Here is a 21,896-nt window from a genome sequence, read left to right on the forward strand (position 1 = left end):
CCGTTGCCCTTCTAGCCCGGAGTCCCCGGTGGCCCGGGAACCCGCTCGATGGGTGCGCCGCCGGTCGGGACGACCGGCGTGCGGAACGACTCAACTGTGCCCGCCCGGGCCGCCGCGGTGCCAGCGCGAGTGATCCCCGTGTCAGCTGATGCGTGCGGTGGGGCTTCGCCGCGGTCGCCCGGGCGACCGCGGCCACGCGCGGGCGTGCCGGCGAGTGCCGCGGGCGCTCCGCGGCCGCTGCGGTGGGAAGCGGGAGGCCGCGGCGCCGAGCGGTGCGCCGCGCCGGGACTCGGCCGGGCCGGGCGCGCGGCTGCCGCGGGCGTCCGATCCGCGCGGCCGCGGGCAGTGCGGCGATGCCGCCCGCCGGCGCATGGCCGGGCCCGGGCGTCGTCGCGTTCGGCGGCGGCGCCCGGGTCCGGGTGCGCGTGCACGGTGCCGCTAGCCCCGGTTCGAGGCGCGGCGGATGAAGTCGGCCAGGTCGGCCGACTGCTGCACGCGCGACGCCTCGTGGACGTACGTCATGTGGCCCGCGGGGTAGGTCTTCGTCTCGATCCGCTCGCGGTCGGCGAGCGGGATCTCCAGCTGGTCGAGCGTGTACTCGATGGCCTCGATCGGCACGCCGCCGTCGTAGCGGCCCATCGCGACGTGGACCTGCATGAACGGGTTGAGCCGCATGGCGTTCCCGAGCTTGCCGATCACGTCGACCGCCTCGCCCTCGAACTCCTTGAAGCTCCACGGGTAGACCTTGCGCGAGAGCACCTCGTAGATCGCGTCGTTCTCGTATTCGAGTTCCGAGCGCAGGTAGTGGTGCAGTGCGGCCGTGTACGAGCCGGCGGTGCCGACCAGGAACGGGTCGTACGGCATCTGCTCGTGGATGAGGTGGTCGGCCGGGCCGGTGAAGCGCGTGTCGAGGCGGCCGGTCACGAGGCCCTTGTGGCGCAGCAGCTCGGCGTAGTACCGGGTGTGCTCCAGGCGCAGGTTGGCGCGGTCGACGTACTCCTCGCTGACGCCCGCGAGCGAGGCGATCTTGGCGACGGCGGCGGCGCGCTCCTCGGGCTGGAGGTTCTGGCCCTTGGCGAGCACGGCGCGGTACTCGTCGGCGTAGGCGCGGGCCTCCTCGACGACGTCCTCGAGGGTGCGTCCGGCGTGCAGCCCGTGGTAGTGGGCGGTGGCGGCGTAGGTGGGGAGGAACAGCGGGTTCGGCAGGTCCGAGCGGTTCGAGTGGTAGAGCGTCTCGAGGTTGAAGGCCGGGGCGATGAACATGAGCCCGTTGAGGAACAGGCCGAAGCGGTTCTGGAGGTAGTCGGCGAGGGCGCCGCCGCGGGTGCCGCCGTAGGACTCGCCGATGAGGAACTTCGGGGAGAGCCAGCGGTTGTGGCGGGTGGTCCACAGGCGGATGATCTCGCCGACGGACTCGATGTCGCCGGTGAAGCCGTGGAAGGGCGCGGCCTTCTCGCCCTCGGCGGCGCGCGAGTAGCCGGTGGAGACGGGGTCGATGAAGACGAGGTCGGTCTGGTGGAGCAGGGTCTCGTGGTTGTCGAGCAGCCCGTAGGGGGGCGGGGTGGGGTCGTCGACGTCGCCGGAGTCGACGCGGCGCGGGCCGAGCAGGCCGAGGTGGAGCCAGATCGAGGAGGAGCCGGGGCCGCCGTTGAAGGCGAAGGTGACCGGGCGCGTGGCCGCGTCGGCGTCGTCGAGGGTGTAGTAGGTGACGGAGACCACGGCCTTGGGTTTCAGGCCGTTGTACTTCTCCTCCTCGGTGACCTCCTCGCGCAGCACGACGCGACCGGTCGTGGCGGTGTAAGCGAGATCACCGAGGGTGTGGTGGGTGGTCTTGAGGTCGTCGACGGGCTCGGGCCTGTCGACCTGCTTGCCTTCGTCCTTGCCGTGGTTCTCGGCGGCCTCGTTCTTCTGCTCTTCGGTCATGGAACAGAAACTTACCGCTCGGCTAGTGGCGACGCCACCGGGTTGCCCGCGGTGCCGGGCGCGGGGTGCGCCTTGTCGGCGTTGACCTCGATGATCTCGTTGCGCTCGTTCACGTGGACGACCGTGGGCTTGAAGGCGCGCGCCTCGGCGTCCTCCATCTGCGCGTAGGAGATGAGGATCACCAGGTCGCCGGGCTGCACGAGGCGGGCGGCGGCGCCGTTGATGCCGATGACGCCCGAGCCGCGCTCCCCGGCGATCGTGTAGGTCTCCAGGCGGGCGCCGTTGGTGATGTCGACGATGGCGACGAGCTCGCCGTCGAGGATGTCGGCGGCGTCGAGCAGGTCGGCGTCCACGGTCACCGAGCCGACGTAGTGGAGGTCGGCCTGGGTGACGGTGGCGCGGTGGATCTTGGACTTGAACATGGTCCGGATCATCGGGGGTCTCCAATCCGCACGGCGGCGTTGTCGATCAGGCGGGTGGTCCCCGCCCGGGCTGCGATGAGCAGCCTCGCCGGTCCCCGGTCGGGGGCCTCGGCGAGGTCGTTCGCCCGGACGGCGACGTAGTCGACGTCCAGGCCGGGCTCGGCCTCCAGGGTCTGCCGGGCGGCGGCGAGCGGGTCGGGCGAGGCCTGGGCGGCGCGGACGGCGCGCGGGATCGCCAGGGCGGCGGCGCGCTCGGCCTCGGAGAGGTACACGTTGCGGCTGGACAGGGCCAGGCCGTCGCTTTCGCGGACGGTCGGGACGCCGACGATCTCGACGCCCATGTCGAGGTCGCGGACCATGCGGCGGACCATCGCGAGCTGCTGGAAGTCCTTCTCCCCGAAGCAGGCGACATCGGGCCGCGTGAGGTGGAAGAGCTTCGACACGACGGTGAGCACGCCGGTGAAGAACCCGGGCCGGGAGGCGCCTTCGAGGATCTCGCCGTCCGGTCCGGCGTGGACGGTGGTGAGGCCCTCGCGGCCGTCGGGGTACATCTCGCCGACGCTCGGCGCGAAGACGAGGTCGACGCCCTCGGCCTCGCACATGGCGAGGTCGGCGTCGAGGGTGCGCGGGTACTTGTCGAGGTCTTCGTTCGGGCGGAACTGCAGCGGGTTGACGAAGATCGTCACGACGCGCGAGTCGGCGAGCTCCGCGGCGCGCCGGAAGTTCGCGCGGTGGCCGTCGTGGAGGGCGCCCATGGTGGGCACCACGGCGACGCGGCCGGGCAGGGCCGCGCGGGCCTTCGCGAGCTCGGATCTGGTGTGGACGACCTCGACGCCGCGGCCGGTCCGCCCGGGTTCGCGGTGCGTGGGAGGGCGGGGGGAGGGGTGCGGGCCGGTCACGGGGTCTCCTCTTTGTCGGGGTGGGCGAGGACGTCCAGGAGGCCTTCGGCGTCGGCGCTCTTGAGGCGGCCGGAGGCGAGGGCGCGTTCGGCGGTGCGGCGGGCCATGGCGCGGTAGGCGTCCTCGACGCCCGTCCCGGCGAGCGCGCCGAGGTGGCGGGCGACGGTGCCGGCGTCGCCGCGGGAGACCGGGCCGGTGAGGCCGGCGTCGCCGTGGCGCAGGGCGTTGTCGAGGGAGGCCGAGACGAGCGGCGAGAGCAGCCGCTCGGGGGCCGCGACGCCGATGGCCCGCAGCTGCTCGGTCGCGTCGTTCACGAGGGTCTGCAGGTGGTTGGCGGCGTAGACGAGCGCGGCGTGGTAGCGGGCGCGGTCGGTCTCGTCGACGTGCTCGGGTTCGCCGCCCATCTCCAGGACGAGGGCTTCGCCGATGAAGCGGGCCTCGGCCTCGCCGGTGACGGCCCAGGAGATGCCGGCGAGGCGTTCGAGGTCCTCGTCGCGGCCCGTGAAGGTCATGGCGGGGGCGAGCGCGACGGTGAGGGCGCCGGCGTCGCGGGCGGGGCGCAGGACGTCGGCGCCGAGCGCGCCGGAGGTGTGGACCCAGATCTGCCCGGGCTTCACGGGCAGGGAGGCCACGAGCGGGGCGATGGCGTCGTCGGGGACGGCGATGAGCAGCAGGTCGGCCGCGGCGGCCACGTCGGGCGGCGAGAGGATCTCGGCGGCGGGCAGGCGGCGGGCGGCGCGGGCGCGGGAGGCGTCGGATACGGCGGAGGCGGCGACGACCCGGTGGCCGGCGCGGGTGAGGGCCGCTCCGAGAATGGAGCCGACCCTGCCTGCGGAGACGACCCCGACGGCGAGCCGTGAGGCGGGTCGCTGCGGGGCTGCGCTGCGCTGCTGATCCATGATGCTGATCCAGTCCTGGCGGGGAGGTACCGGTCATTGCTTACGGGTTAATTGTGCGTCGCGGGATCGTCAACGCCATCCCGGGAGCCTCCGAGTGGCAATTCTCACTGTGGGGCTAGTGTCATCCCATGTCGGGGTTCGAGCGGTGGAGCACGGCCATGGAGCGGGCGCTGTACGGGCCGGGCGGCTTCTACCGCCGTGAGCTGCCCGTGCACCATTTCTCAACGAGCGCGCAGACCCCGGCGTTCGCCGAGGCCGTCGCCCAGCTCGCGGACGAGGCGGACGAGCGCCTCGGCCGGCCCCGGTCGTTCGCCGTCGTGGACGTGGGCGCGGGGAACGGCGATCTGCTGTTCCACCTCTCCGAGCTCCTGGACGACCGGGCCCGCCTGATCGCCGTGGAGCTGCGCCCGAGGCCGCGGCATCTGCCGGAGCGGATCGAATGGCGGCGGCGCCTCCCCGACGCGTTCGAGGGCCTGCTGATCGCCTGCGAACTGCTCGACAACGTGCCATGCGACCGGGCGCTGGTCGACGAGGACGGCCGCCTCCGCTACGAGGAGGTGAACCGCGACGGCGCGACCCGCGCGGGCGGCAGGCTCGACGAGGCCGACGAGCAGTGGCTGGCCGCCTGGTGGCCGCTGCGCGACCCGGGCGAGCGGGCCGAGATCGGCCGTCCCCGGGAGGCGCGGTGGCGCGAGCTCACCGAACGCCTGGTGCGGGGCACGGCCCTGGCGGTCGACTACGGCCACCTGGGCTCCGACCGCCCCGAGGGCGGCACGATGACCGGGTTCAAGGACGGCCGCTCGACCGAGCCGGTCCCGGACGGCTCCTGCGACATCACCGCGCACGTGGCGGTGGACGCGATCCCGGCCGACCGCGTCGAACCGCAGCGCGACGCCCTCCGGGCCTTGGGCCTCAACGCGACCCGGCCCCCCATGTCGTTGGCCTACCGCGACCCGACCGCGTACGCGGTGGCGCTCGCGAACGCCAGCGCCACCGCGAGGCTCATGGACCCGGCGGGCCTCGGCGCCCAGTGGTGGATGCGCACCGACCGCTGAGGCGCGGTAAGGGGACGCTGCAGCGGCAGTGGGCCGCGCCCTCGCTACACCGGGACGGCCGTCTGCGTCGATTCGCGGAACGCCGTGGGGCTCTTGCCCTTCCGTCGCTTGAACGCGTTGCTGAAACCGAACTGGTCGGCGTAGCCGACCCTGCGGGCCACTTGGGCCACCGTGAGATCGGGGTCGGCGAGGAGTTCCTCGGCGAGTTCCATGCGCCATTCGGTCAGGTACGTCAGCGGCGGTTCGCCCATGACCTCGCTGAAGCGCTTGGCGAGCAGCGCCCGGGAGACGCCGGCCTCGCCCGCCAGGTCCGCGACGGTCCAGGGCCGGGACGGCGCGGTGTGCACGGCCTCCAGCGCGGGCCCGACCACGGGATCGGTGAAGCCGCGGTACCAGACCGGCGCGCGCCGCCCCTGCTGGTCGAACCAGGCGCGGAGCGTGCACACCAGGCCCCAGTCGAAGAGCCGGTCGATGAACGCCTGCGTGCCGGGCTTGCGCTCGAAGAGGTCGGTGGCGCAGGCGTCGAGCCAGACGCACACGTCGGCTTCGTCGTCCACCACCAGCACGGGCGGCAGTGCGCGCATGAGCCGCTCGTGGCGGCGGCCGGAGGCCCGGTAGGCGCCGACGAACAGCGCGGTCGCCTCCGCGTCGTCCGATCGCGAGGCGGGCGCCTTGAGTTCCGGGCAGGCCTCGGCGTCGAAGCAGGTGAGCCAGTACTCGAGGTGCGGCCGCTCGACCGACGCGGGCGTGTCGGCCATGCGGAACGGCTCGCTGCCGCGCACGACCGCGGTCTGCCCGGCCCGCAGGCCGACCCGGCCTCCGTCGGCGAGGAGGAGCGTCCCGCCGCCGCGGGCGACGGTGACCATGGTGAGCGGGGCGCGGTCGTCGAAGCCGACGACCCAGGGGGCCTTGAGCATCGCGTCGCTGAGGATCGCGCCTTCGGCGCGGATGCCTCCCAGGAGTTGGCTGAGCGGGTCCATGCCGCCATGGTAGACGATCACACATGCACTCGAGCGTCGCAACCATCGTCCGTCCACGCTTTCGGCGCTGTACTGAAGGAACACCGCAACGCTTGGAGGCTCCCGCCATGAACACCGACCTGACCGGCCCGACCGCGCTCGTCGTCGTCGCCCACCACCGCGCCGACTCCCTCACCGCCCACATCGGCGACGTCGTGGCCGCGCGGCTCAAGGAGGCCGGGTACGCGATCGATCTGCTCGACCTGCACGCCGAGGGCTTCGACCCGCGCATGACCGTCGCCGACCAGCCCGACTGGGACGACCGCGACAAGGTCTACTCCCCTGAGGTGCGGGCGCACATGGAGCGGATCCTCGCCGCCGACGTCATCGTCCCGGTGTTCCCGGTCTACTGGAACAGCGTGCCCGCCTTGCTGAAGGGCTGGATCGACCGGGTGTGGAACTACGGTTTCGCTTACGGTCGCAGCAAACCGCGGCTCGCCGGGAAGCGGATGCTGTGGCTCGGCCTGGCCGGGGCCGCCGAGGGGGACGAGTACGCGGCCTGGATGCACGACAACCTCGACCGCGTGCTCCGCGAAGGGATCTCGTTCTACACCGGCATCACCGAATCCGAGGTCGCGGTCCTGCACGACGCCGAAGGCGAGCCGCAGATCGTCGACGCCGACGGCAACTTCACCAAGGGCGAGGCCCTCAGCGGCGAGGCGCGCGCCGCCCACTACGCGGCGATGGACCGCACGGCCGCCGCGCACGTCGAGCGGTTCCTCAAGCTCGCCTGAGGCCGGCGGGGCGCACCGGTCGGGGACGGGCGGGGCGCGGACGTGCGCGAGGCGGCCGAGGACCCGGCCGGCCGGGCCGGCGTCGCGCGACGCCGGCCCGGCCGGTCACGCGGGTTCGAGTCGCAGCGCCGCCGCGGGGCACAGGCGCACCGCGTCGGCCACGTCGCCGTCGCCGTCCTCGGCCTCCTCGGCGAGGAGTACGACGCGGCCGTCCTCGTCGTCCTGGTCGAAGTGGTCGGGCGCGGTCAGCGCGCACATCCCCGAGCTCATGCACTGCTCGGCGTCGGCGATGATCCTCTTCACGGCTCCCCCTGAACTCGCTGTCACCAGGTCACCGGGAGCTCGGCGACGCCGTAGAAGTTCTGCCCGGTGACCAGCGGCACCTCATCGAGCGGCACGGCCGGCCGCAGGCCCGGGAAGCGGGCGACGAGCCGCGAGAACGCGATCCGCATCTCCATGCGCGCCAGCTGCTGCCCCAGGCACTGGTGGACGCCGTGCCCGAACGTCAAGTGTCCCCTGCCGTCGCCGGTGACGTCCAGTTCGTCGGGCTCGGTGAAGTGGGCCTCGTCGCGGTTGGCCGTCTGCACGGACACCGTGACGTACTCGCGCGCCTTGAGCCGGTGCCCTTCGAACTCGAAGTCGGCCTTGACCTGCCGGATGAGTCCGGTGTGGATGATGCTGAGGTAGCGCAGCAGTTCCTCGACCGCACCGGCCGTCAGTTCGGGGCGCTCGCGCAGGAGGTCCCACTGGTCGCGGTGCTCCAGGAGCGCCAGGGCGCCCAGGGCGAGCATCTTCGCGGTGGTCTCGTGCCCGGCGACCAGGAGCAGGACCGCCAGCCCGGCGACCTCCTCGTCGGCCAGGTCGGGGTCGGCCGCGAGGTCGCTGAGCACGTCGTCGGTCGGCGTCTCCCGCTTGGCCGCGGCCAGTTCGCCGAGGAACGCGTAGAGCCGGTTGACGGCTTCGCCCTTGGCCTCGGCCCCGGCGTCCAGGGTGAAGATCGCGGCCGTGTCCGCCTCGAAGCGTTCGCGCCGCTCGTAGGGGACGCCGAGCAGTTCGCAGATCATCATCGAGGGCACGGGGACGGCGAATTCCCGCACCAGGTCGGCGGGCCGGGGCCCGGCGGCGAGGGCGTCGAGGCGGTCGTCGACGTGCTGCGCGATGCGCGGTTCGAGCTGCTTCATCCGCTTGACGGTGAAGACGCCGGTGAGCTTGCGGCGCAGGCGGGTGTGGTCGGGCGGGTCCATCTCGATGAACATGCCGGGCGTGACGGGGAAGTCGCCTTCGAAGTCGGCGTAGGCCTCGAAGCCCGGCATGGGCACCGGCGCCTGGATCGGCGATCCGAGGCGGGAGCTGAACCGGGTGTCGGCCAGGACCTTGCGGGCCAGGCGGTGGCTGGTGACGAGCCAGCCCAGCTCGCCGTTCGGGTGGTAGCGCATCCGTCGCATCTCGGCCCCGCGGTGCAGGGCCATGACGGCCGCGGGCGGGTCGAAGGGGTGCTCGCGTTCGAGCGGGATGCCGTAGGGCACGGTGTCGGGTGCTGACATCGGGTCTCCTCGGTGGTGGCGGTGATCGCGCGGACCGCGATCTACGTATATAGAGAATATACGTATACATAGCAGCGCGCAAGGGCCCGCGTCCGCTTCAGTGCGTCGGCTTTCCGCAGCCCAGGCGGGCGCCGGGCGGTCCGCGGGTCAGTCGCGCCCGAGGAGCCAGCCGATGCCGGCGAGCATCGCGATGAGGGCGAAGAAGACGTAGATCGCGAGCTCCACCCATTCGCTCGCGGACTTCGGCCGCCAGAACCGTCTGCGCGGCCGCCCGGGTTCCTGCTTCGGGTCAGGGGTGTCGTTCATGCGTCCAGCGTAGGCAGTGGACCCCAGTGGAGCCAACAGCGCAAATCATTTTGACGCCGTGCCGTTAGACGCACACACTCATGGGCATGGGATTCGTGGACCTCTCCGGCGTGCGCTACGGCCTCAGCGACGGCACGACGCTGTTCGACGACGTGTCGTTCCGGGTCGGCGAGGGCGCGAAGGTCGCGCTCATCGGCGCGAACGGGGCGGGGAAGACCACGCTGCTCGACATCGTCACCGGCGCCCTCGCCCCCGACGCGGGCACCGTCGCGCACTCGGGCGGCCTGGGCGTCATGCGGCAGCTCGTCGGCATGCGGGAAGGCCACCGGCCGCTGTGGCGCCTGGCGCTGTCGCTGGCCGCGCCCGAGCTGCGGGTCGCGGGCGAGCGCTTCATCGCCGCCGAGCGGCTCATGGGCGAGGACGACTCCACCGGGACCCAGCTCGACTACGCCCAGGCCCTGGCCGACTGGGGCGAGCTGGGCGGCTACGAGTTCGACGTCCTCTGCGACACCGTCTCGGTCGCGGTCCTCGGCCTGCCGTGGGAGGACGCGAGGGACCGTCCGCTCAGGACGCTCTCGGGCGGCGAGCAGAAGCGGTTCGCCCTCCGGCTGCTGCTCCGGGGCCGCGACGAGGTCCTCGCCCTGGACGAGCCGGACAACTTCCTCGACGTGCCCGCGAAGCGCGAGCTGGAGCAGGCGATCCGCGACTCCGACAAGTCGATCCTGTTCGTCTCGCACGACCGGGAGGTCCTCGCCAACGCCGCCGAGTCCATCGTGACCCTGGAGGCCGGCACGACCTGGACGCACGGCGGCGGCTTCGCGACCTGGCACGAGGCCCGCGCCGCCCGCCACGACCGGTTCGAGGAGCTGCGGCGGCGCTGGGACGAGGAGCACCAGAAGCTGCGCGAGCTCATGCTCATGTACAAGAACAAGGCGGCCTACAACGCCGACATGGCCTCCCGCTACCGGGCCGCGCAGACGCGGCTGCGGAAGTTCGAGGAGGCCGGGCCGCCGCCCGCGCCGCCGCGCGAGCAGGACATCCGCGTCAAGCTCGAAGGCGGCCGCACCGGCAAGCGCGCGGTGGTCTGCGAGCAGCTCGAACTGGAGGACCTGACGTTCCCGTTCGACCTGGAGGTCTGGTACGGCGACCGCGTGGCGGTGCTGGGCGCCAACGGGACCGGCAAGAGCCACTTCCTGCGCCTGCTCGCCCGCGGCGGCTCCGACCCCGGCGCCGGGCTCGCCGCGAAGCGGCGCCTGGACCCGGTGCGGCACAGCGGCGTCGCCCGCCTGGGCGCCCGCGTCTCCCCCGGGCACTTCTCGCAGACGCACGAGCACCCCGAGTTCGCGGGGCGCACGCTGCGCGAGATCCTGTGGGAGGGCGACGAGGACCGGCCGTCCCTGGACCGCTCGCGGGCGATGAGCGCCCTCAACCGCTACGAGCTCACCGCCCAGTCCGAACAGGACTTCAAGACGCTCTCGGGCGGCCAGCAGGCGCGGTTCATGGTGCTCCTCCTGGAGCTCTCGGGCGCGACCTGCCTGCTCCTGGACGAGCCGACGGACAACCTCGACCTCGCGTCGGCCGAGGCCCTGGAGCAGGGCCTGCGGGCCTTCGACGGCACCGTCATCGCCGTCACGCACGACCGCTGGTTCACCCGCGGCTTCGACCGCTTCGTGGTCTTCCGACGCGACGGCGAGGTCGTCGAGACGGACGAGCCGGTCTGGGACGTCCGATGAGGACGAGGCGCGGATCGGTCGGCGGGCGCGTCCGGAACCGCGCCGCCGATGTCGCGCATGGCAAGCGAATGGCAAGTCCGGCCGCTTAGGCTTCCCCATCGACCGCGGAGCGAGGCGGTCGGCCCGCGCACCCCGCGCCGCATCCCCCGATGCGGCGGCCGCCGGCATGCCCCGACCACCGCGATCGCATCCATTCCCCCTGCGACACGAGAACCTCTGAACAGGAGCGTTCACCCATGTTGATCTGGCAAGGCAAGGGCCTCCTCGCCTTCATTCCGGCGCTGTTCTTCGGCATCTTCGCCACCTTGACCGAGGCGGTCACCACGCTGGAGACCACGCCCTCCTGGGGCGTCGGCCTGATCCTCGGCGGCATCGCGGCGGCGGCGCTCATCTGGTGGCTGGACCGCCTGCTGGAGCGGCGCAACCCGCCGCGGACCCTGGTCGACCAGCGCACCGGCCAGCAGGTCGCCGTCCGCCGCCGGGACACGTTCTTCTTCATCCCCATGCGGTTCTTCCCCTACCTCTACGGGGCGGCCGCCGTCGGCGGCGTCGTGCTGCTCGCCACCGCATGAGCGTCGGCGGGCGTCGCCGCACCACGGTGCGGCGATCGGCGGCGTTCAGCGCGGTCCTGGCGTCGCCCCTCTCGACCGGCCGGGGCTGCACGATGCGGAGGAGCCTCGGGCCGGACGGGGACGCCTCGACCGCGCACGGGGACGGGCCGGCCCGCCTGCGCGCGGATTGACCGATCGGGCGGCGGGCGCGGTCGTCCGGCACGGCGTCGGACGCGTCCGCCGGGGCGGTCCGCGAAGGGCGCGGCCGGGACGCTGCTGGTGGCACAGCGCCCCGGCCGCGCGTCATTGGGGGGACCGTGGTCCCCGCCGGGCCTCTCACTCGACGGGCGGGCCGGGGACGCCGTGGACGGCCATGTCGCTGCGCATGGGGGTCGCGACGCCGTCGGGGCGGTGCCGCAGGCGCCGCAGCGGCTGCTGCAGCGCCTTGGCCGCGGGCGGCGGGTCGGAGCGGGTCTCCCGCTCGGAGGGTGTGCCGTAGGGGTGGACATCGGCTTGGGACATGCGGTCTCCTGTGCGCGAACGGCATCGATCCGTGGCCCCCACCACAGAGGAGCCTAGGCGGGTTCGCGCCGGGACGCAATGATTCCGGGCCCGGTGTCCTCGATCAGACAGTGTCCGCGTCGCTACAGGAGTTCGAGGAGTTCCTCGATGTACTGGGCGACGCCGTCGTCGTTGTTGCCGGCCGGGGCGATCTCGCTGGCGGCGGCCTGCACCCACGGGTGGCCGTTGGGCATCGCGACCGAGTGGCCGGCGGCCTTGATCATGCTGAGGTCGTTGGTGGCATCACCGAAGACGAGCACGTCGGACCAGTCGATGCCGAACTTGTCGAGCACGATCTGGATCCCGGCGGCCTTGGTGACGCCGACCGGGCAGACCTCGAGCATGCCGACGCCGGACTCGGTGACGTTGACGAGGTCGGGGTCGATCACGTCCTGGGCGGCGACGAGGAGCTCGGGCCCGGTGTGGTGGTCGGAGACGAAGTAGCCCTTGACCATCGGACCGGAGAAGGCGACCTCGCGGGGCGCGGTCTCGAGTGTGACGCCGGGCCACGGCCAGTCGGGCATGGGGTCGCCGGTGATGTGCCGCTCGGGGTCGGCGGGCTCGGCGAGGGCGCGGACGGGGCCGACCTCGGCCTCCACCAGGCGCAGCGCCTGCAGGAGCACGGCGCCGTCCACGGAGCGGTCGGCGAGTGGGACGACGGTGTCGTCGTAGCGGCATTCGTAGACGAACGCGCCCTGCCCGAGGACGAGGAAGTCGGCCGAGGGGATGTCGTTGCGGCACATGTCGAGCAGGCGCGGTCCGCGGCCGGTCGCGCCGACGAGGAGCACCCCCGAGGCGGCCAGGCGCTTGAGGGCGGCCATGGTGCGGGGCGAGACGGACTCGTCGGTGCGGACGACGGTGCCGTCGAGGTCCGTCGCGACGAGTCGGGGTGCCCGGTCCAATTGGATCATGTGTCCTCCTTGGTCGTCTCGCCGCGATCGGCCGCCGTGAGACCAATGGTCTCACTGTCGCGGTCGATGCGGATCCGCTGTCTCGCTTCAGGTCCGGGGCCGCCGGGAGGGGCGGGCCCGCCTCGGGCGCGAGGGCCCCTGGTCCGTCAGAACCACCGTGCCAGTACTTTCGCCACCCCGTCCTCCCACACCGAGGGGGCCACCTCGTCGGCCGCGGCCCGCACGTCCGGGGCCGCCTGTCCCATCGCCACGGCGTACCCCGCCCACGCGAACATGGTCAGGTCGTTGTGGGCGTCGCCGAAGACGACGGTGTCGGCTGATGATACGCCGTAGTAGTCGGCGATGCGGGCGATGCCGGTGGCCTTGCTGATTCCGGGCGGGCCGATGTCGACCCAGCCGTTGTAGCCGACCTCCACGTGGTAGTCGGCCGGGCCGAGGGCGGCGCGCTCGGCCAGGCGCATGGCGTTGGCGCAGCGGATGGCGGCGCCGTAGCGGTTGTCGGAGTCGACGCGGGCCACCAGGCGCGGGGCGGGCCGGGAGACGAGCTCGTCGAGGGTGATCTCGCCGGCCCATCGGGCGTCGAAGTCGCGTTTGAAGCCGGGGGTGTGCCACCAGCCGTCGAGGTCCCATTCGACCGCGAACTCGACGGCCGGGTCGGCGTCGCGGAGGGCCGCGACGGCCGTGGCGGCGTCGACGGCGGACTGGTGGGAGATCTCGCGGGCGGCCAGGTCGTATTCGCCGGCGCCGTGGGAGGCGGAGGCGAAGCCGTCGTCGAGCCCGAGGTCGTCGGCGGTGCGCACGGCGCCCCAGATCGCGCGGCCGGTGACGACGGCGACGGGGACCCCGGCGTCGCGGACGGCCCGGAGGGCGTCGATCACCGCGCGGCTGGGCTTGGTCGGCTCGCGGTCGTGGTAGTCGACGACCGTCCCGTCGAGGTCGACGGCGACGAGCTTGGGGGGCGTCTGCCGGGGGGCCGGGGCGTTGTCTGGCACCTGTCAACCGTAGCCCTGCGCGGGTGAACGGCAGGAGTCCGAGCGGCTGAACTCACGTCGACGCGCAATCACACCAAACCCACCCATCGCGGCGGCTTGCGGCATACGGTTCGTCTATGGGCGAGATCATGATCGAACGCGTCTACGACTACCGGCAGGACTCGGAGCGGGCCGGGACGGTGTTCCTGGTCGACCGGCTCTGGCCGCGCGGGGTCGGCAAGGAGGACCTGGAAGGGGTCACCTGGGCGCAGGACGCGGCGCCGTCGCCGAATCTGCGGGTGTGGTTCGGCCACACGGCCGATCGCTTCGCGGAGTTCAGCAGCCGCTACCGAGGCGAGCTCGACAAGCATCCCGAACGGGCCGAGCCGCTCCTGGAGGCGGCCCGGTCGGGGCCGGTGACCCTCCTGTACGCCGCGAAGGACCCCGAGGTCAACCACGCGCTGGTCCTGAAGGGGTGGCTGGAGGACCGGCTGGCCGCCTGATCGGCGAGCAGCGGCCCGGCCTCGACGTCCGGGCCCGCCGGTGCGCCGCGGCGACCGACGGCGACGGCCCGGCGGCGGCTCGAACCGGGAGCGGCGGCCCGGCGTGCGAGGCGGTCGCAGCGCCAGGACCGGCCCCGCCGGTGCACCGCGAAAACCGGCGGGGCTCCGCCTCCAGCGTCCATGCCCGCCCGGCACCCGGCCCGCTCGTTCATGCGGCCGATTCGCGTTCAGGCGCGGGGGCCGATCCCTCCGTTCCGACCCCCGAATCCTGTCGCACCCCCGTGCCAGGGTTGTCGAACCGGGGGCCCGCAGGTTGGTCGGGTCGCCAAAAGAACCGGAAACGCCCGAAACGGCGCGGCCCCCGACCGCATGGCCGGGGGGCCGCGCCGTTTCGCACGCTCACTGCTTCGGTTCGAGCACGTCCTTGCCCAGGTACGGCTGGAGCGCCTTCGGGACCGCCACCGAGCCGTCCGGCCGCTGGTGGTTCTCGAGGATCGCCACGAGCCAGCGCGTGGTCGCGAGCGTCCCGTTCAGGGTCGCGGCGACCGCGTTGCGGCCCTGCTCGTCGCGGTACTTCACGTTCAGGCGGCGCGCCTGGAACGTGGTGCAGTTCGAGGTCGAGGTCAGCTCCCGGTACCGGCCCTGCGTCGGCACCCACGCCTCGCAGTCGAACTTGCGCGACGCCGAGGTGCCGAGGTCGCCCGCGGCCACGTCGATGACCCGGTAGGGCAGCTCCATCTTCTGCAGCATCTGCTCCTCATAGGACAGGAGCTTCTCGTGCTCGGCGGCCGCGTCCTCGGGGCGGCAGAACGAGAACATCTCGACCTTGTCGAACTGGTGGACCCGGATGATGCCCCGGGTGTCCTTGCCGTACGACCCGGCCTCGCGGCGGAAGCACGACGACCAGCCCGCGTAGCGGCGCGGCGCGGTGAGCTCGCCGAGGTTCTCGCCCGAGTGGTAGGCCGCGAGCGGCACCTCGGAGGTGCCGACGAGGTACATGTCGTCGCGTTCGAGGTAGTAGATCTCGTCGGCGTGCTCGCCGAGGAAACCGGTGCCCTCCATGGCGTCCGGGCGCACGAGCACCGGCGGGATCATCGGCGTGAAGCCGGTCTCGACGGCCTGCTGCATGGCGAGGTTGAGCATGGCGAGCTGGAGCATCGCGCCGTCGCCCGTGAGGTAGTAGAAGCGCGCGCCGGAGGTCTTCGCGCCGCGCTCGGTGTCGAGCAGGCCCAGGGCCGTGCCGAGTTCGAGGTGGTCCTTCGGGTCCTCGAGGGCGTTCTTCTCGCCGACCTCGCGCAGGACGACGTAATCGTCCTCGCCGCCGGCGGGGGCCTCGTCGGCGACGAGGTTCGGGATGGCCTTCCCGGCCGCGTCGAACGCGGCGGCGGTGGCGGTCACCTTCGACTCGGCGGCCTTGACCTCTTCCGCGAGGGTCTTGGTGCGCGCCAGGAGGGCCTGCTTCTCGTCGGGGCCGGCCCCGGCGATGCGTTTGCCCAGGCCCTTCTGTTCGGCGCGGAGGGTCTCGAAGGACTGGAGGGCACTGCGGTGTTCGGCGTCGGCGACGAGGAGCGCGTCGACGGCGTCGGCGGAGGCACCCCGCTTGCGCTGGCTGTCGCGGTAGGCGTCCGGGTCGTCTCGCAGTGCACGCAGATCAATCACGCTCACCAGATTACCGGCCGGCCCATGCGGACACGATGCGCATATTGTGGGCGTGTGGCGGTCGATATGGGCGAGGCGGAATTCGAGGCGGCGGTGTCCGACGCGCTGGACGCGGTGCCGTCCGAGCTGATGGCGATGCTGGACAACGTGGTGATCCTGGTCGACGACGAACCCGAAGGGCCGGACGAGGACCTGCTCGGGCTCTACCAGGGGACGGCGCTGACGGAACGGGGCTGGGAGTACGGCGGGGTCCTGCCGGACACGATCACGATCTACCGGGGCCCGACCCTGCGGATGTGCTCGACGCCGGAGGAAGTGGTCGACGAGGTCGCGGTGACGGTGGTGCACGAGATCGCCCACCATTTCGGGATCGCTGAGGACCGCCTGCACGAACTCGGCTGGGGCTGAACCCCGCAGGGCTCGGCGCGGTTTCGCGGGCAGCGCGGAGCGGACGTGGTTCGGCTGGGCTCCCGCCTTACTCGAGCGCCCCCCGTCGACAACCCTGACACAGGGGTCCGACATCACCGTCGAACGCGACGACGGTTCGTGCTCGTCGCCGCCCGGTGGCAGTGGAGGGCGCCGGCAACGGCGGACGTCGGGCAACGCGGAGCGGGGGCGGTTCGGCTGGAGTCCCGACGAACCCGCGGGCCCCCGGTTCAACAACCCTGGCATGGGGGTGTGACATTTCCGGGATGGCGTATGCGAGACCGTGGGCGAAGCCGACTCGTAAATACGAGCAAGATTTAGTATTGATCCTCGCATGTGCGAGGCTACGCTGGACCGGTGACGACGTTTCGCATCGGAGAGGCCGCCGAGCTGCTCGGGGTCTCCCCTGACACGCTTCGGCGCTGGATCGACTCCGGGCGCCTCGCCGCCGCCCGCGACGAGCACGGGCACCGTGCGATCACCGGCGCCGACCTGGCCGCGTTCGCCCGCGAGCGGGCCGCCGCCCCCGATGCCGGGGCCGCGTCGTCCTCGGCCCGCAACCGCCTGCGCGGCATCGTGACCGCGATCGTCAAGGACCAGGTCATGGCCCAAGTCGATCTGCAGGTCGGCCCGTTCCGGGTCGTCTCGCTCATGAGCCGCGAAGCCGTGGACGAACTCGGCCTGGAGGTCGGCTCCCTGGGCACCGCGGTCGTCAAGTCCACCAACGTCGTCGTCGAACGCGCCGACCACTGAGCCCGGGAGCCCCCTTGCGCACCGCCGCCCGCCGCCTCGCCGCCGCCACGGCACTCGCCACCGCACTCCTCGCCCTCACCGCATGCGGCCCGGACGCCGAGGACGACGCCGGCAACACCCTCACCGTCTTCGCCGCGGCCTCCCTCACGAACGCCTTCAACGCGCTCGCCGACCAGTTCGAGGCCGAACACGAGGCCGAGCGGCCCGGCGTGGGCATCGTGCTCAACTTCGGCGGCAGTTCCGCGCTCGCCGCCCAGATCACCGAGGGCGCGCCCGGCGACGTCTTCGCCGCCGCCGACGAGGCCACCATGGCCGCCGCGGTCGACGCGGGCGCCGCCGACGACCCCGAGGTCTTCGCGCTCAACCAGCTCGTCATCGCCGTCCCCGAAGGCAACCCCGACGGCGTCACCGGCCTCCAGGACCTCGCCGGCCGCTCGGTCGCCGCCTGCGCCGAAGCGGTGCCCTGCGGTTCGGCCGCCCAGACCGCGATCGCGGCTTCCGGCACCCCGATCGCCCCCTCCACCTACGAGCCCGACGTCAAGGCGACGCTGGCCAAACTCGCGCTCGGCGAAGTCGACGCCGCACTCGTCTACCGCACCGACGTCATCGCGGCCCGAGACGCCGTCGACGCGGTCGAGTTCCCCGAAGCCGCATCGGCCCGCAACGCCTACCCGATCACCGTCCTGCACGAGGCCGCGAACCCCGACCTCGCGGCCGCGTTCATCGCCTACGTCCAGTCCGACGCCGGTCAGGCGGTGCTCGAGACCGCCGGGTTCCAAGCACCCGACGGCGACCGGTAGCGGCGGGGAACGCCATGTCCGCCACGCGAACCCGACGGCGCCGCCGCATCCCCGCCGCACTGCTCGCCCCCGCCGTGATCGGCCTGGCGTTCCTCATCCTGCCGCTCGCGGGCCTCGTCGTCCGCGCCCCGTGGACCGAACTGCCCGCCCGGCTCGCCGAACCCGAGATGCTCGCCGCCCTGCGGCTCTCACTGGTCACCGCCACCGCCGCGACCGCCTTGTCCCTGCTCTTCGGCGTCCCCATCGCCTGGCTCCTCGCCCGCGGCGACTTCCCCGGCCGCAGCGTCCTGCGCGCCCTGGTCACCGTGCCGCTCGTGCTGCCACCCGTCGTCGGCGGCGTCGCCCTCCTGCTCGTGTTCGGCCGGAGCGGCATCATCGGGGCCCCGCTCTACGAGCGCTTCGACCTCACCATCCCGTTCACCACGACGGCCGTGGTGCTGGCGATGACGTTCGTGTCCATGCCGTTCCTCGTCGTCTCGGTCGAAGGGGCGCTGCGCGGGGCCGACACGCGGTTCGAGGAGGCCGCGGCGACCCTCGGAGCGGGACGCTGGACCGTGTTCACGCACGTGACCCTGCCGATGGTCGCCCCGGGCGTCCTGGCGGGAGCCGTCCTGTGCTGGGCGCGGGCACTCGGCGAGTTCGGCGCGACGATCACGTTCGCGGGCAACTTCCCCGGCACCACCCAGACGATGCCCCTCGCCGTCTACCTGGCCCTGCAGTCCGATCTGGAAGCCGCGATCGTGCTCAGCCTGATCCTCCTGGCGGTATCGGTGATCGTCCTGGCGTCGCTGCGCGACCGATGGACGGCCGCACCGTGAACGCGGAGCGGCAGCCCCAGACCGGCGCGGCGGGCCTGGACGCGCACCTCGTGGTCGAACGGGACACCGGCGGCCGAGGCCGCGACGAGAGCGGCTTCCGCCTGGAACTGCGCCTGCGCGTCGCCCCCGGCGAGACCGTGGCGCTCTTGGGCCCCAACGGCGCGGGAAAGACCACAGCGCTGCGGGCGCTGGCCGGGCTCGAAGCGCTCTCGGACGGGCACATCGTCCTCAACGGGGAAGTGCTCGACCGGCCCGGACCACGGCGCGGCCGAAAGCGGACCGCGCGAAGCAGGTCGCCCATCGACGCGTCCCCGTCCGACCACCCTGGCACGGGGGTACGCCGGCCCTCGCCGGACGGATCCGAACAGCGAGGCGACCGGTGGGTGCCCCCGGAGCACCGCGGCATCGGCGTCGTCTTCCAGGACTACCTGCTGTTCCCGCACTTGAACGCGATCGACAACGTCGCGTTCGGGCCGCGCCGCCGAGGCCTCGGCCGAACCGAGGCCCGGGCGCACGCCGCCGACTGGCTCGACCGGGTCGGCTTGGACGGCTTCGGGAAGCGCCGGCCCGGGCAGCTCTCGGGCGGGCAGGCGCAGCGGGTCGCGCTGGCCCGGGCGCTCGCCACCGACCCGGCGCTGCTGCTGCTCGACGAGCCGCTCGCGGCCCTCGACGCCCGCACCCGGCTCGACACCCGGGCGGAGCTCCACCGCCACCTCACCGGGCACCCGGGGGCGGCCGTCCTGGTCACGCACGACCCGGTGGACGCGCTCATGCTCGCCGACCGGCTCGTCGTGATCGAGGACGGTCGGGCGGTCCAGGAAGGCGACGCCGAATCGGTCACCGCGCGGCCCCGCACGGACTACATCGCGCGGCTCGTCGGCCTGAACCTCTACCGCGGCAAGGCCTCCGGACGCACCGTGCGGTTGGCTTCGGGCACGGTGCTGACGACGGCCGAGCCGCTCGGCGGCGCGGAGGCCGACGGCGAGGCGTTCGCGGCCTTCGCGCCCAGCGCGGTGGCCCTGTACCGGGAGGAGCCGGACGGGAGCCCGCGGAACACCTGGCGGGCGTCGGTGGCGGGCGTCCACCGGCACGGCGACAGCGTGCGGGTCCAACTGGACGGGCCCCTGCGAGCCGCGGCCGACGTGACCCCCGCGGCGGCCGCCCAATTGGGACTCGAACCGGGCCAGACGGTCTGGGCCGCAGTGAAGGCCACCGAGATCACCGCCTACCCGGCTTGACCCGCCGCATCGGCCGCGTGCCGACCCGGCCGACATCGATGACGCTCACGCCGCTGCGCCCGCGAGGTCCCGCCCCGCCACCGGAGCCGCCGGGATCCCGGCCGCGTCGTCGCCGGCCGCCTTGCGGATGATCGGCAGGCAGGCGAGCACGATGCCGATCGACACCAGGCCCACCGCCATGAAGGCCGTCCGCACGTCGAGCACTGTGGACATCGCTCCGCCGAGCAGGAACCCGATGAGCTGCGCCGCGTTGATCCGACCGCCCACCGCCGCGTTCGCGCGGCCCCGGAAGGCCTCCGGGACCCTGCGGGCCACCGCGATCCCCAGCGCCGCGTTCTCGCCCGCATTGAAGAGCCCGCCGATCAGGTTGAGCGGCACCAGCAGCAGCACGCTGAACAGCGGCAGCCCCTGCCCGAAACAGACCAGCCCGACCCCCGCCAGGCATGCCATGAGCATCCACGCGAGCTGCACGTCCCGCCGCAGGCGCCGGATGACCGCGGCCGCGATCCAGGCGCCGCCGACCATGCCGACGATCCAGCAGGCCTTGACGAGCCCGTACGTGCTCTCGGACGCGCCGTAGACCTCGCGGACCAGGAACACGCTGAGGACGTTCACCGCGCACATCGCCGCGATCACCGCGCCCAGGCCGAAGACCATCGCCGCCAGCAGCCGGTCCCGGCGCAGCCGCCACGCGGCGGCCGCCTTCGCACCGGGGACGGCGCGCTCGCGGCGGATCCCGCCGCGGCGCGTGCGGATGTCGCAGCACAGCAGCACCCGCGCCACCGCGCATCCGGCGGCGAGCAGCAGGGCGACGGTGACGCCGCTCGAACTGATGAGGAATCCCGCGGCGGCCGGGCCGGTCGCGAAGCCCACGAGCGTGCCGGTCTGGACCATCGCGGCCGCGTGCGGCAGGTCCTCCGGCCTGGCCATGACCGGGACGAGCGCGCTGACGACCGGCTGCAGGACCGCGGTGCCGCAGGCGTTGAGGACGACCAGCGCGTAGAGCGCGTACAGGTCGTCGGTCATCGTCATCGCCATGATCGCGGCGGCCTGGAGGAGGCCCGAGTACGCCATGAGGGCGCGGCTGTCGAAGCGGTCGGCCATGCGCCCGGTGATCGGGGCGAGGACGACGAGCGGGAGGGTCGCGCAGAAGATGAGGACGGCGACGGCCATGCCGCCGTAGCCCTCGGACTGGAGCTTCAGCGTGAGGGCGAAGTCGGCGGTGAACATGGCCGTCCCGGCCAGGAACGCGCAGGTCGCGGCGGTGTAGACGTCGGACCATCGGGTCCCGTCCAGGAAGGATGTGAAAGACATATTTCGAAAATACCGCTTCACACTCCAATGCGAAAGAGGTTTTTCAGATTTTCCGAAATATTTCTTTCAGACCCTCGGCGTCACCGGGCGCACGCCCGCCGAGCGCCCTCAGACCTTGGGGAAGAACCGGAAGAGCACGTTCCACACCACCGTGCCGTCCTCGGGGTCCACGCCCTGCTCACTGCGCTTCTTGGTCAGATCCACATACTCCTGCTCCAGCTCCATGTACCGCCGGGCGAACTCCTCCGCCTCCTCGACCGTGAGCCGTATATGCCCCTGCTGCGTGAACGAGGCCTCCCGAAGCCGCGGGTGCGCCGACCGCTGATCCAGCCAGCGGGAGAAATTGCGCTCCTGCTGCTCCCTGAACGCCTCGCCCATGGTCCGCTCGATGACCCTGTGGCTCTCGGGGGCGTCCGGTTCCGCGGCAATCGAGAAACTCTCGATCGTCATGCGCCACAAGCGCTCACGCGCGTCCCCGCGGCTCGGCGCCTCTTCGATGAAGCCGGCTCGGGCGAGGGTCCGCAGGTGATAGCTCATCGCACTCGGCGTCATCCCCGCGACCTCGGCGATCTCGGTCGCGGTGGCGCCCTCGAAGCCCTGCACCCTGCGCGTGGCCAGGAAGTCGAACACCGCCATCCGCGCCGGATGCGCCAGCGCCTTCATCCGCTCGGGGTCGGTGATCTTCATGAGCTCCCCGCCCGGCGGCTTGGGCACGGCCGGCGGTTCGGGCGGCGACGGCGGCGCGGGCGGGCCCGGGACGCCGGGCTCCGGCGGCTCCGCGTCAGGATGCGAAGCAGGCGTTTCAGACATGCCTCAAGCTAACCACGCCCCGCCCCGGCCCGTGGCGTGGACCGCGA

At 72.7% G+C, this 21,896-nt stretch carries 24 protein-coding genes; 10 read left to right on the forward strand and 14 right to left on the reverse strand.

What is annotated here, in order from left to right; all coding sequences use genetic code 11:
* Window positions 1-438 precede the first annotated feature (438 nt).
* From K3N28_RS13045 to K3N28_RS13060, 4 genes are all read right to left on the reverse strand, one after another.
* Window positions 439-1,923 carry a S10 family peptidase gene (locus K3N28_RS13045; protein ID WP_228092971.1) on the reverse strand — a complete coding sequence of 495 codons (1,485 nt, stop codon included), beginning with the start codon at window positions 1,921-1,923 and terminating at the stop codon, window positions 439-441.
* 11 nt (window positions 1,924-1,934) lie between these two features.
* Window positions 1,935-2,357 (reverse strand): aspartate 1-decarboxylase, encoded by a 423-nt coding sequence (gene panD, locus K3N28_RS13050; protein WP_228092972.1) that lies wholly within the window; start codon window positions 2,355-2,357, stop codon window positions 1,935-1,937.
* The gene (panC, locus tag K3N28_RS13055; RefSeq protein ID WP_374209774.1) at window positions 2,354-3,130 is read right to left on the reverse strand and encodes a pantoate--beta-alanine ligase; all 777 of its coding nucleotides are present in this window, start codon (window positions 3,128-3,130) and stop codon (window positions 2,354-2,356) included. Before panC ends, panD begins: the two co-directional genes overlap by 4 nt.
* A gap of 110 nt (window positions 3,131-3,240) precedes the next feature.
* The gene (locus K3N28_RS13060) at window positions 3,241-4,143 is read right to left on the reverse strand and encodes a Rossmann-like and DUF2520 domain-containing protein (RefSeq protein ID WP_228092974.1); all 903 of its coding nucleotides are present in this window, start codon (window positions 4,141-4,143) and stop codon (window positions 3,241-3,243) included.
* Between the two features lie 128 nt (window positions 4,144-4,271).
* Between K3N28_RS13060 and K3N28_RS13065 the strand changes: the two genes are divergently transcribed.
* Complete coding sequence (locus K3N28_RS13065; RefSeq protein ID WP_228092975.1) at window positions 4,272-5,198, forward strand: SAM-dependent methyltransferase; 927 nt, start codon at window positions 4,272-4,274, stop codon at window positions 5,196-5,198.
* A gap of 44 nt (window positions 5,199-5,242) precedes the next feature.
* On the opposite strand, the gene K3N28_RS13070 is transcribed toward K3N28_RS13065, so the two are convergent.
* Window positions 5,243-6,178, reverse strand: coding sequence for an AraC family transcriptional regulator (locus tag K3N28_RS13070; RefSeq protein ID WP_374209775.1), 936 nt, complete (start codon window positions 6,176-6,178; stop codon window positions 5,243-5,245).
* Between the two features lie 107 nt (window positions 6,179-6,285).
* Here K3N28_RS13070 and K3N28_RS13075 point away from each other — a divergent pair, with 107 nt between their 5' ends.
* Window positions 6,286-6,951, forward strand: a complete 666-nt coding sequence (locus K3N28_RS13075) for an NAD(P)H oxidoreductase (protein ID WP_228092977.1) — start codon at window positions 6,286-6,288, stop codon at window positions 6,949-6,951.
* A 105-nt stretch (window positions 6,952-7,056) separates the two neighbouring features.
* On the opposite strand, the gene K3N28_RS13080 is transcribed toward K3N28_RS13075, so the two are convergent.
* The 3 genes from K3N28_RS13080 to K3N28_RS13090 all read right to left on the reverse strand — a co-directional run bounded on the left by K3N28_RS13080 (window position 7,057) and on the right by K3N28_RS13090 (window position 8,801).
* Window positions 7,057-7,254: a ferredoxin gene (locus K3N28_RS13080; protein WP_228092978.1), complete on the reverse strand. Its 198-nt coding sequence runs from the start codon at window positions 7,252-7,254 to the stop codon at window positions 7,057-7,059.
* Window positions 7,255-7,274: 20 nt separating this feature from the next.
* Entirely contained in the window at window positions 7,275-8,495 is a 1,221-nt protein-coding gene (locus K3N28_RS13085; protein ID WP_228092979.1) for a cytochrome P450, read from the reverse strand.
* A 147-nt stretch (window positions 8,496-8,642) separates the two neighbouring features.
* Complete coding sequence (locus K3N28_RS13090; RefSeq protein ID WP_228092980.1) at window positions 8,643-8,801, reverse strand: hypothetical protein; 159 nt, start codon at window positions 8,799-8,801, stop codon at window positions 8,643-8,645.
* Between the two features lie 86 nt (window positions 8,802-8,887).
* Between K3N28_RS13090 and K3N28_RS13095 the strand changes: the two genes are divergently transcribed.
* The gene (locus tag K3N28_RS13095; RefSeq protein WP_228092981.1) at window positions 8,888-10,534 is read left to right on the forward strand and encodes an ABC-F family ATP-binding cassette domain-containing protein; all 1,647 of its coding nucleotides are present in this window, start codon (window positions 8,888-8,890) and stop codon (window positions 10,532-10,534) included.
* A gap of 236 nt (window positions 10,535-10,770) precedes the next feature.
* The gene (locus tag K3N28_RS13100) at window positions 10,771-11,106 is read left to right on the forward strand and encodes a hypothetical protein (protein ID WP_228092982.1); all 336 of its coding nucleotides are present in this window, start codon (window positions 10,771-10,773) and stop codon (window positions 11,104-11,106) included.
* 315 nt (window positions 11,107-11,421) lie between these two features.
* Here K3N28_RS13100 and K3N28_RS13105 read toward each other — a convergent pair whose 3' ends face one another.
* The 3 genes from K3N28_RS13105 to K3N28_RS13115 form a co-directional block, all read right to left on the reverse strand.
* Window positions 11,422-11,607: a hypothetical protein gene (locus tag K3N28_RS13105; RefSeq protein ID WP_228092983.1), complete on the reverse strand. Its 186-nt coding sequence runs from the start codon at window positions 11,605-11,607 to the stop codon at window positions 11,422-11,424.
* Between the two features lie 122 nt (window positions 11,608-11,729).
* Window positions 11,730-12,557 carry an HAD family hydrolase gene (locus K3N28_RS13110; RefSeq protein ID WP_228092984.1) on the reverse strand — a complete coding sequence of 276 codons (828 nt, stop codon included), beginning with the start codon at window positions 12,555-12,557 and terminating at the stop codon, window positions 11,730-11,732.
* Window positions 12,558-12,703: 146 nt separating this feature from the next.
* Entirely contained in the window at window positions 12,704-13,549 is an 846-nt protein-coding gene (locus K3N28_RS13115) for an HAD family hydrolase (protein WP_228092985.1), read from the reverse strand.
* A gap of 116 nt (window positions 13,550-13,665) precedes the next feature.
* On the opposite strand from K3N28_RS13115, the gene K3N28_RS13120 reads away from it, so the two are divergent.
* Window positions 13,666-14,031, forward strand: a complete 366-nt coding sequence (locus K3N28_RS13120) for a DUF488 domain-containing protein (protein WP_228092986.1) — start codon at window positions 13,666-13,668, stop codon at window positions 14,029-14,031.
* Between the two features lie 399 nt (window positions 14,032-14,430).
* Here K3N28_RS13120 and serS read toward each other — a convergent pair whose 3' ends face one another.
* The gene (gene serS / locus K3N28_RS13125; protein WP_228092987.1) at window positions 14,431-15,690 is read right to left on the reverse strand and encodes a serine--tRNA ligase; all 1,260 of its coding nucleotides are present in this window, start codon (window positions 15,688-15,690) and stop codon (window positions 14,431-14,433) included.
* 66 nt (window positions 15,691-15,756) lie between these two features.
* On the opposite strand from serS, the gene K3N28_RS13130 reads away from it, so the two are divergent.
* The 5 genes from K3N28_RS13130 (at window position 15,757) to K3N28_RS13150 (ending at window position 19,725) form a co-directional block, all read left to right on the forward strand.
* Window positions 15,757-16,098 (forward strand): metallopeptidase family protein, encoded by a 342-nt coding sequence (locus K3N28_RS13130; protein WP_374209776.1) that lies wholly within the window; start codon window positions 15,757-15,759, stop codon window positions 16,096-16,098.
* Window positions 16,099-16,473: 375 nt separating this feature from the next.
* Complete coding sequence (locus tag K3N28_RS13135; protein ID WP_228092989.1) at window positions 16,474-16,869, forward strand: molybdopterin-binding protein; 396 nt, start codon at window positions 16,474-16,476, stop codon at window positions 16,867-16,869.
* Window positions 16,870-16,883: 14 nt separating this feature from the next.
* Window positions 16,884-17,669 carry a molybdate ABC transporter substrate-binding protein gene (modA, locus tag K3N28_RS13140; protein ID WP_228092990.1) on the forward strand — a complete coding sequence of 262 codons (786 nt, stop codon included), beginning with the start codon at window positions 16,884-16,886 and terminating at the stop codon, window positions 17,667-17,669.
* A gap of 14 nt (window positions 17,670-17,683) precedes the next feature.
* Complete coding sequence (locus K3N28_RS13145; RefSeq protein WP_228092991.1) at window positions 17,684-18,487, forward strand: ABC transporter permease; 804 nt, start codon at window positions 17,684-17,686, stop codon at window positions 18,485-18,487.
* The gene (locus K3N28_RS13150; RefSeq protein ID WP_374209761.1) at window positions 18,469-19,725 is read left to right on the forward strand and encodes an ABC transporter ATP-binding protein; all 1,257 of its coding nucleotides are present in this window, start codon (window positions 18,469-18,471) and stop codon (window positions 19,723-19,725) included. The genes K3N28_RS13145 and K3N28_RS13150 overlap by 19 nt, the downstream gene beginning before the upstream one ends.
* 45 nt (window positions 19,726-19,770) lie before the next feature.
* Here the strand turns inward: K3N28_RS13150 and K3N28_RS13155 are convergent, their stop codons facing one another.
* Window positions 19,771-21,039, reverse strand: coding sequence for an MFS transporter (locus tag K3N28_RS13155; protein ID WP_228092993.1), 1,269 nt, complete (start codon window positions 21,037-21,039; stop codon window positions 19,771-19,773).
* Window positions 21,040-21,147: 108 nt separating this feature from the next.
* Complete coding sequence (locus K3N28_RS13160) at window positions 21,148-21,849, reverse strand: helix-turn-helix transcriptional regulator (protein WP_228092994.1); 702 nt, start codon at window positions 21,847-21,849, stop codon at window positions 21,148-21,150.
* Between the last annotated feature and the right edge of the window lie 47 nt (window positions 21,850-21,896).

The organism is Glycomyces sp. TRM65418 (assembly GCF_019710475.1).
Lineage (GTDB): Bacteria > Actinomycetota > Actinomycetes > Mycobacteriales > Micromonosporaceae > Glycomyces.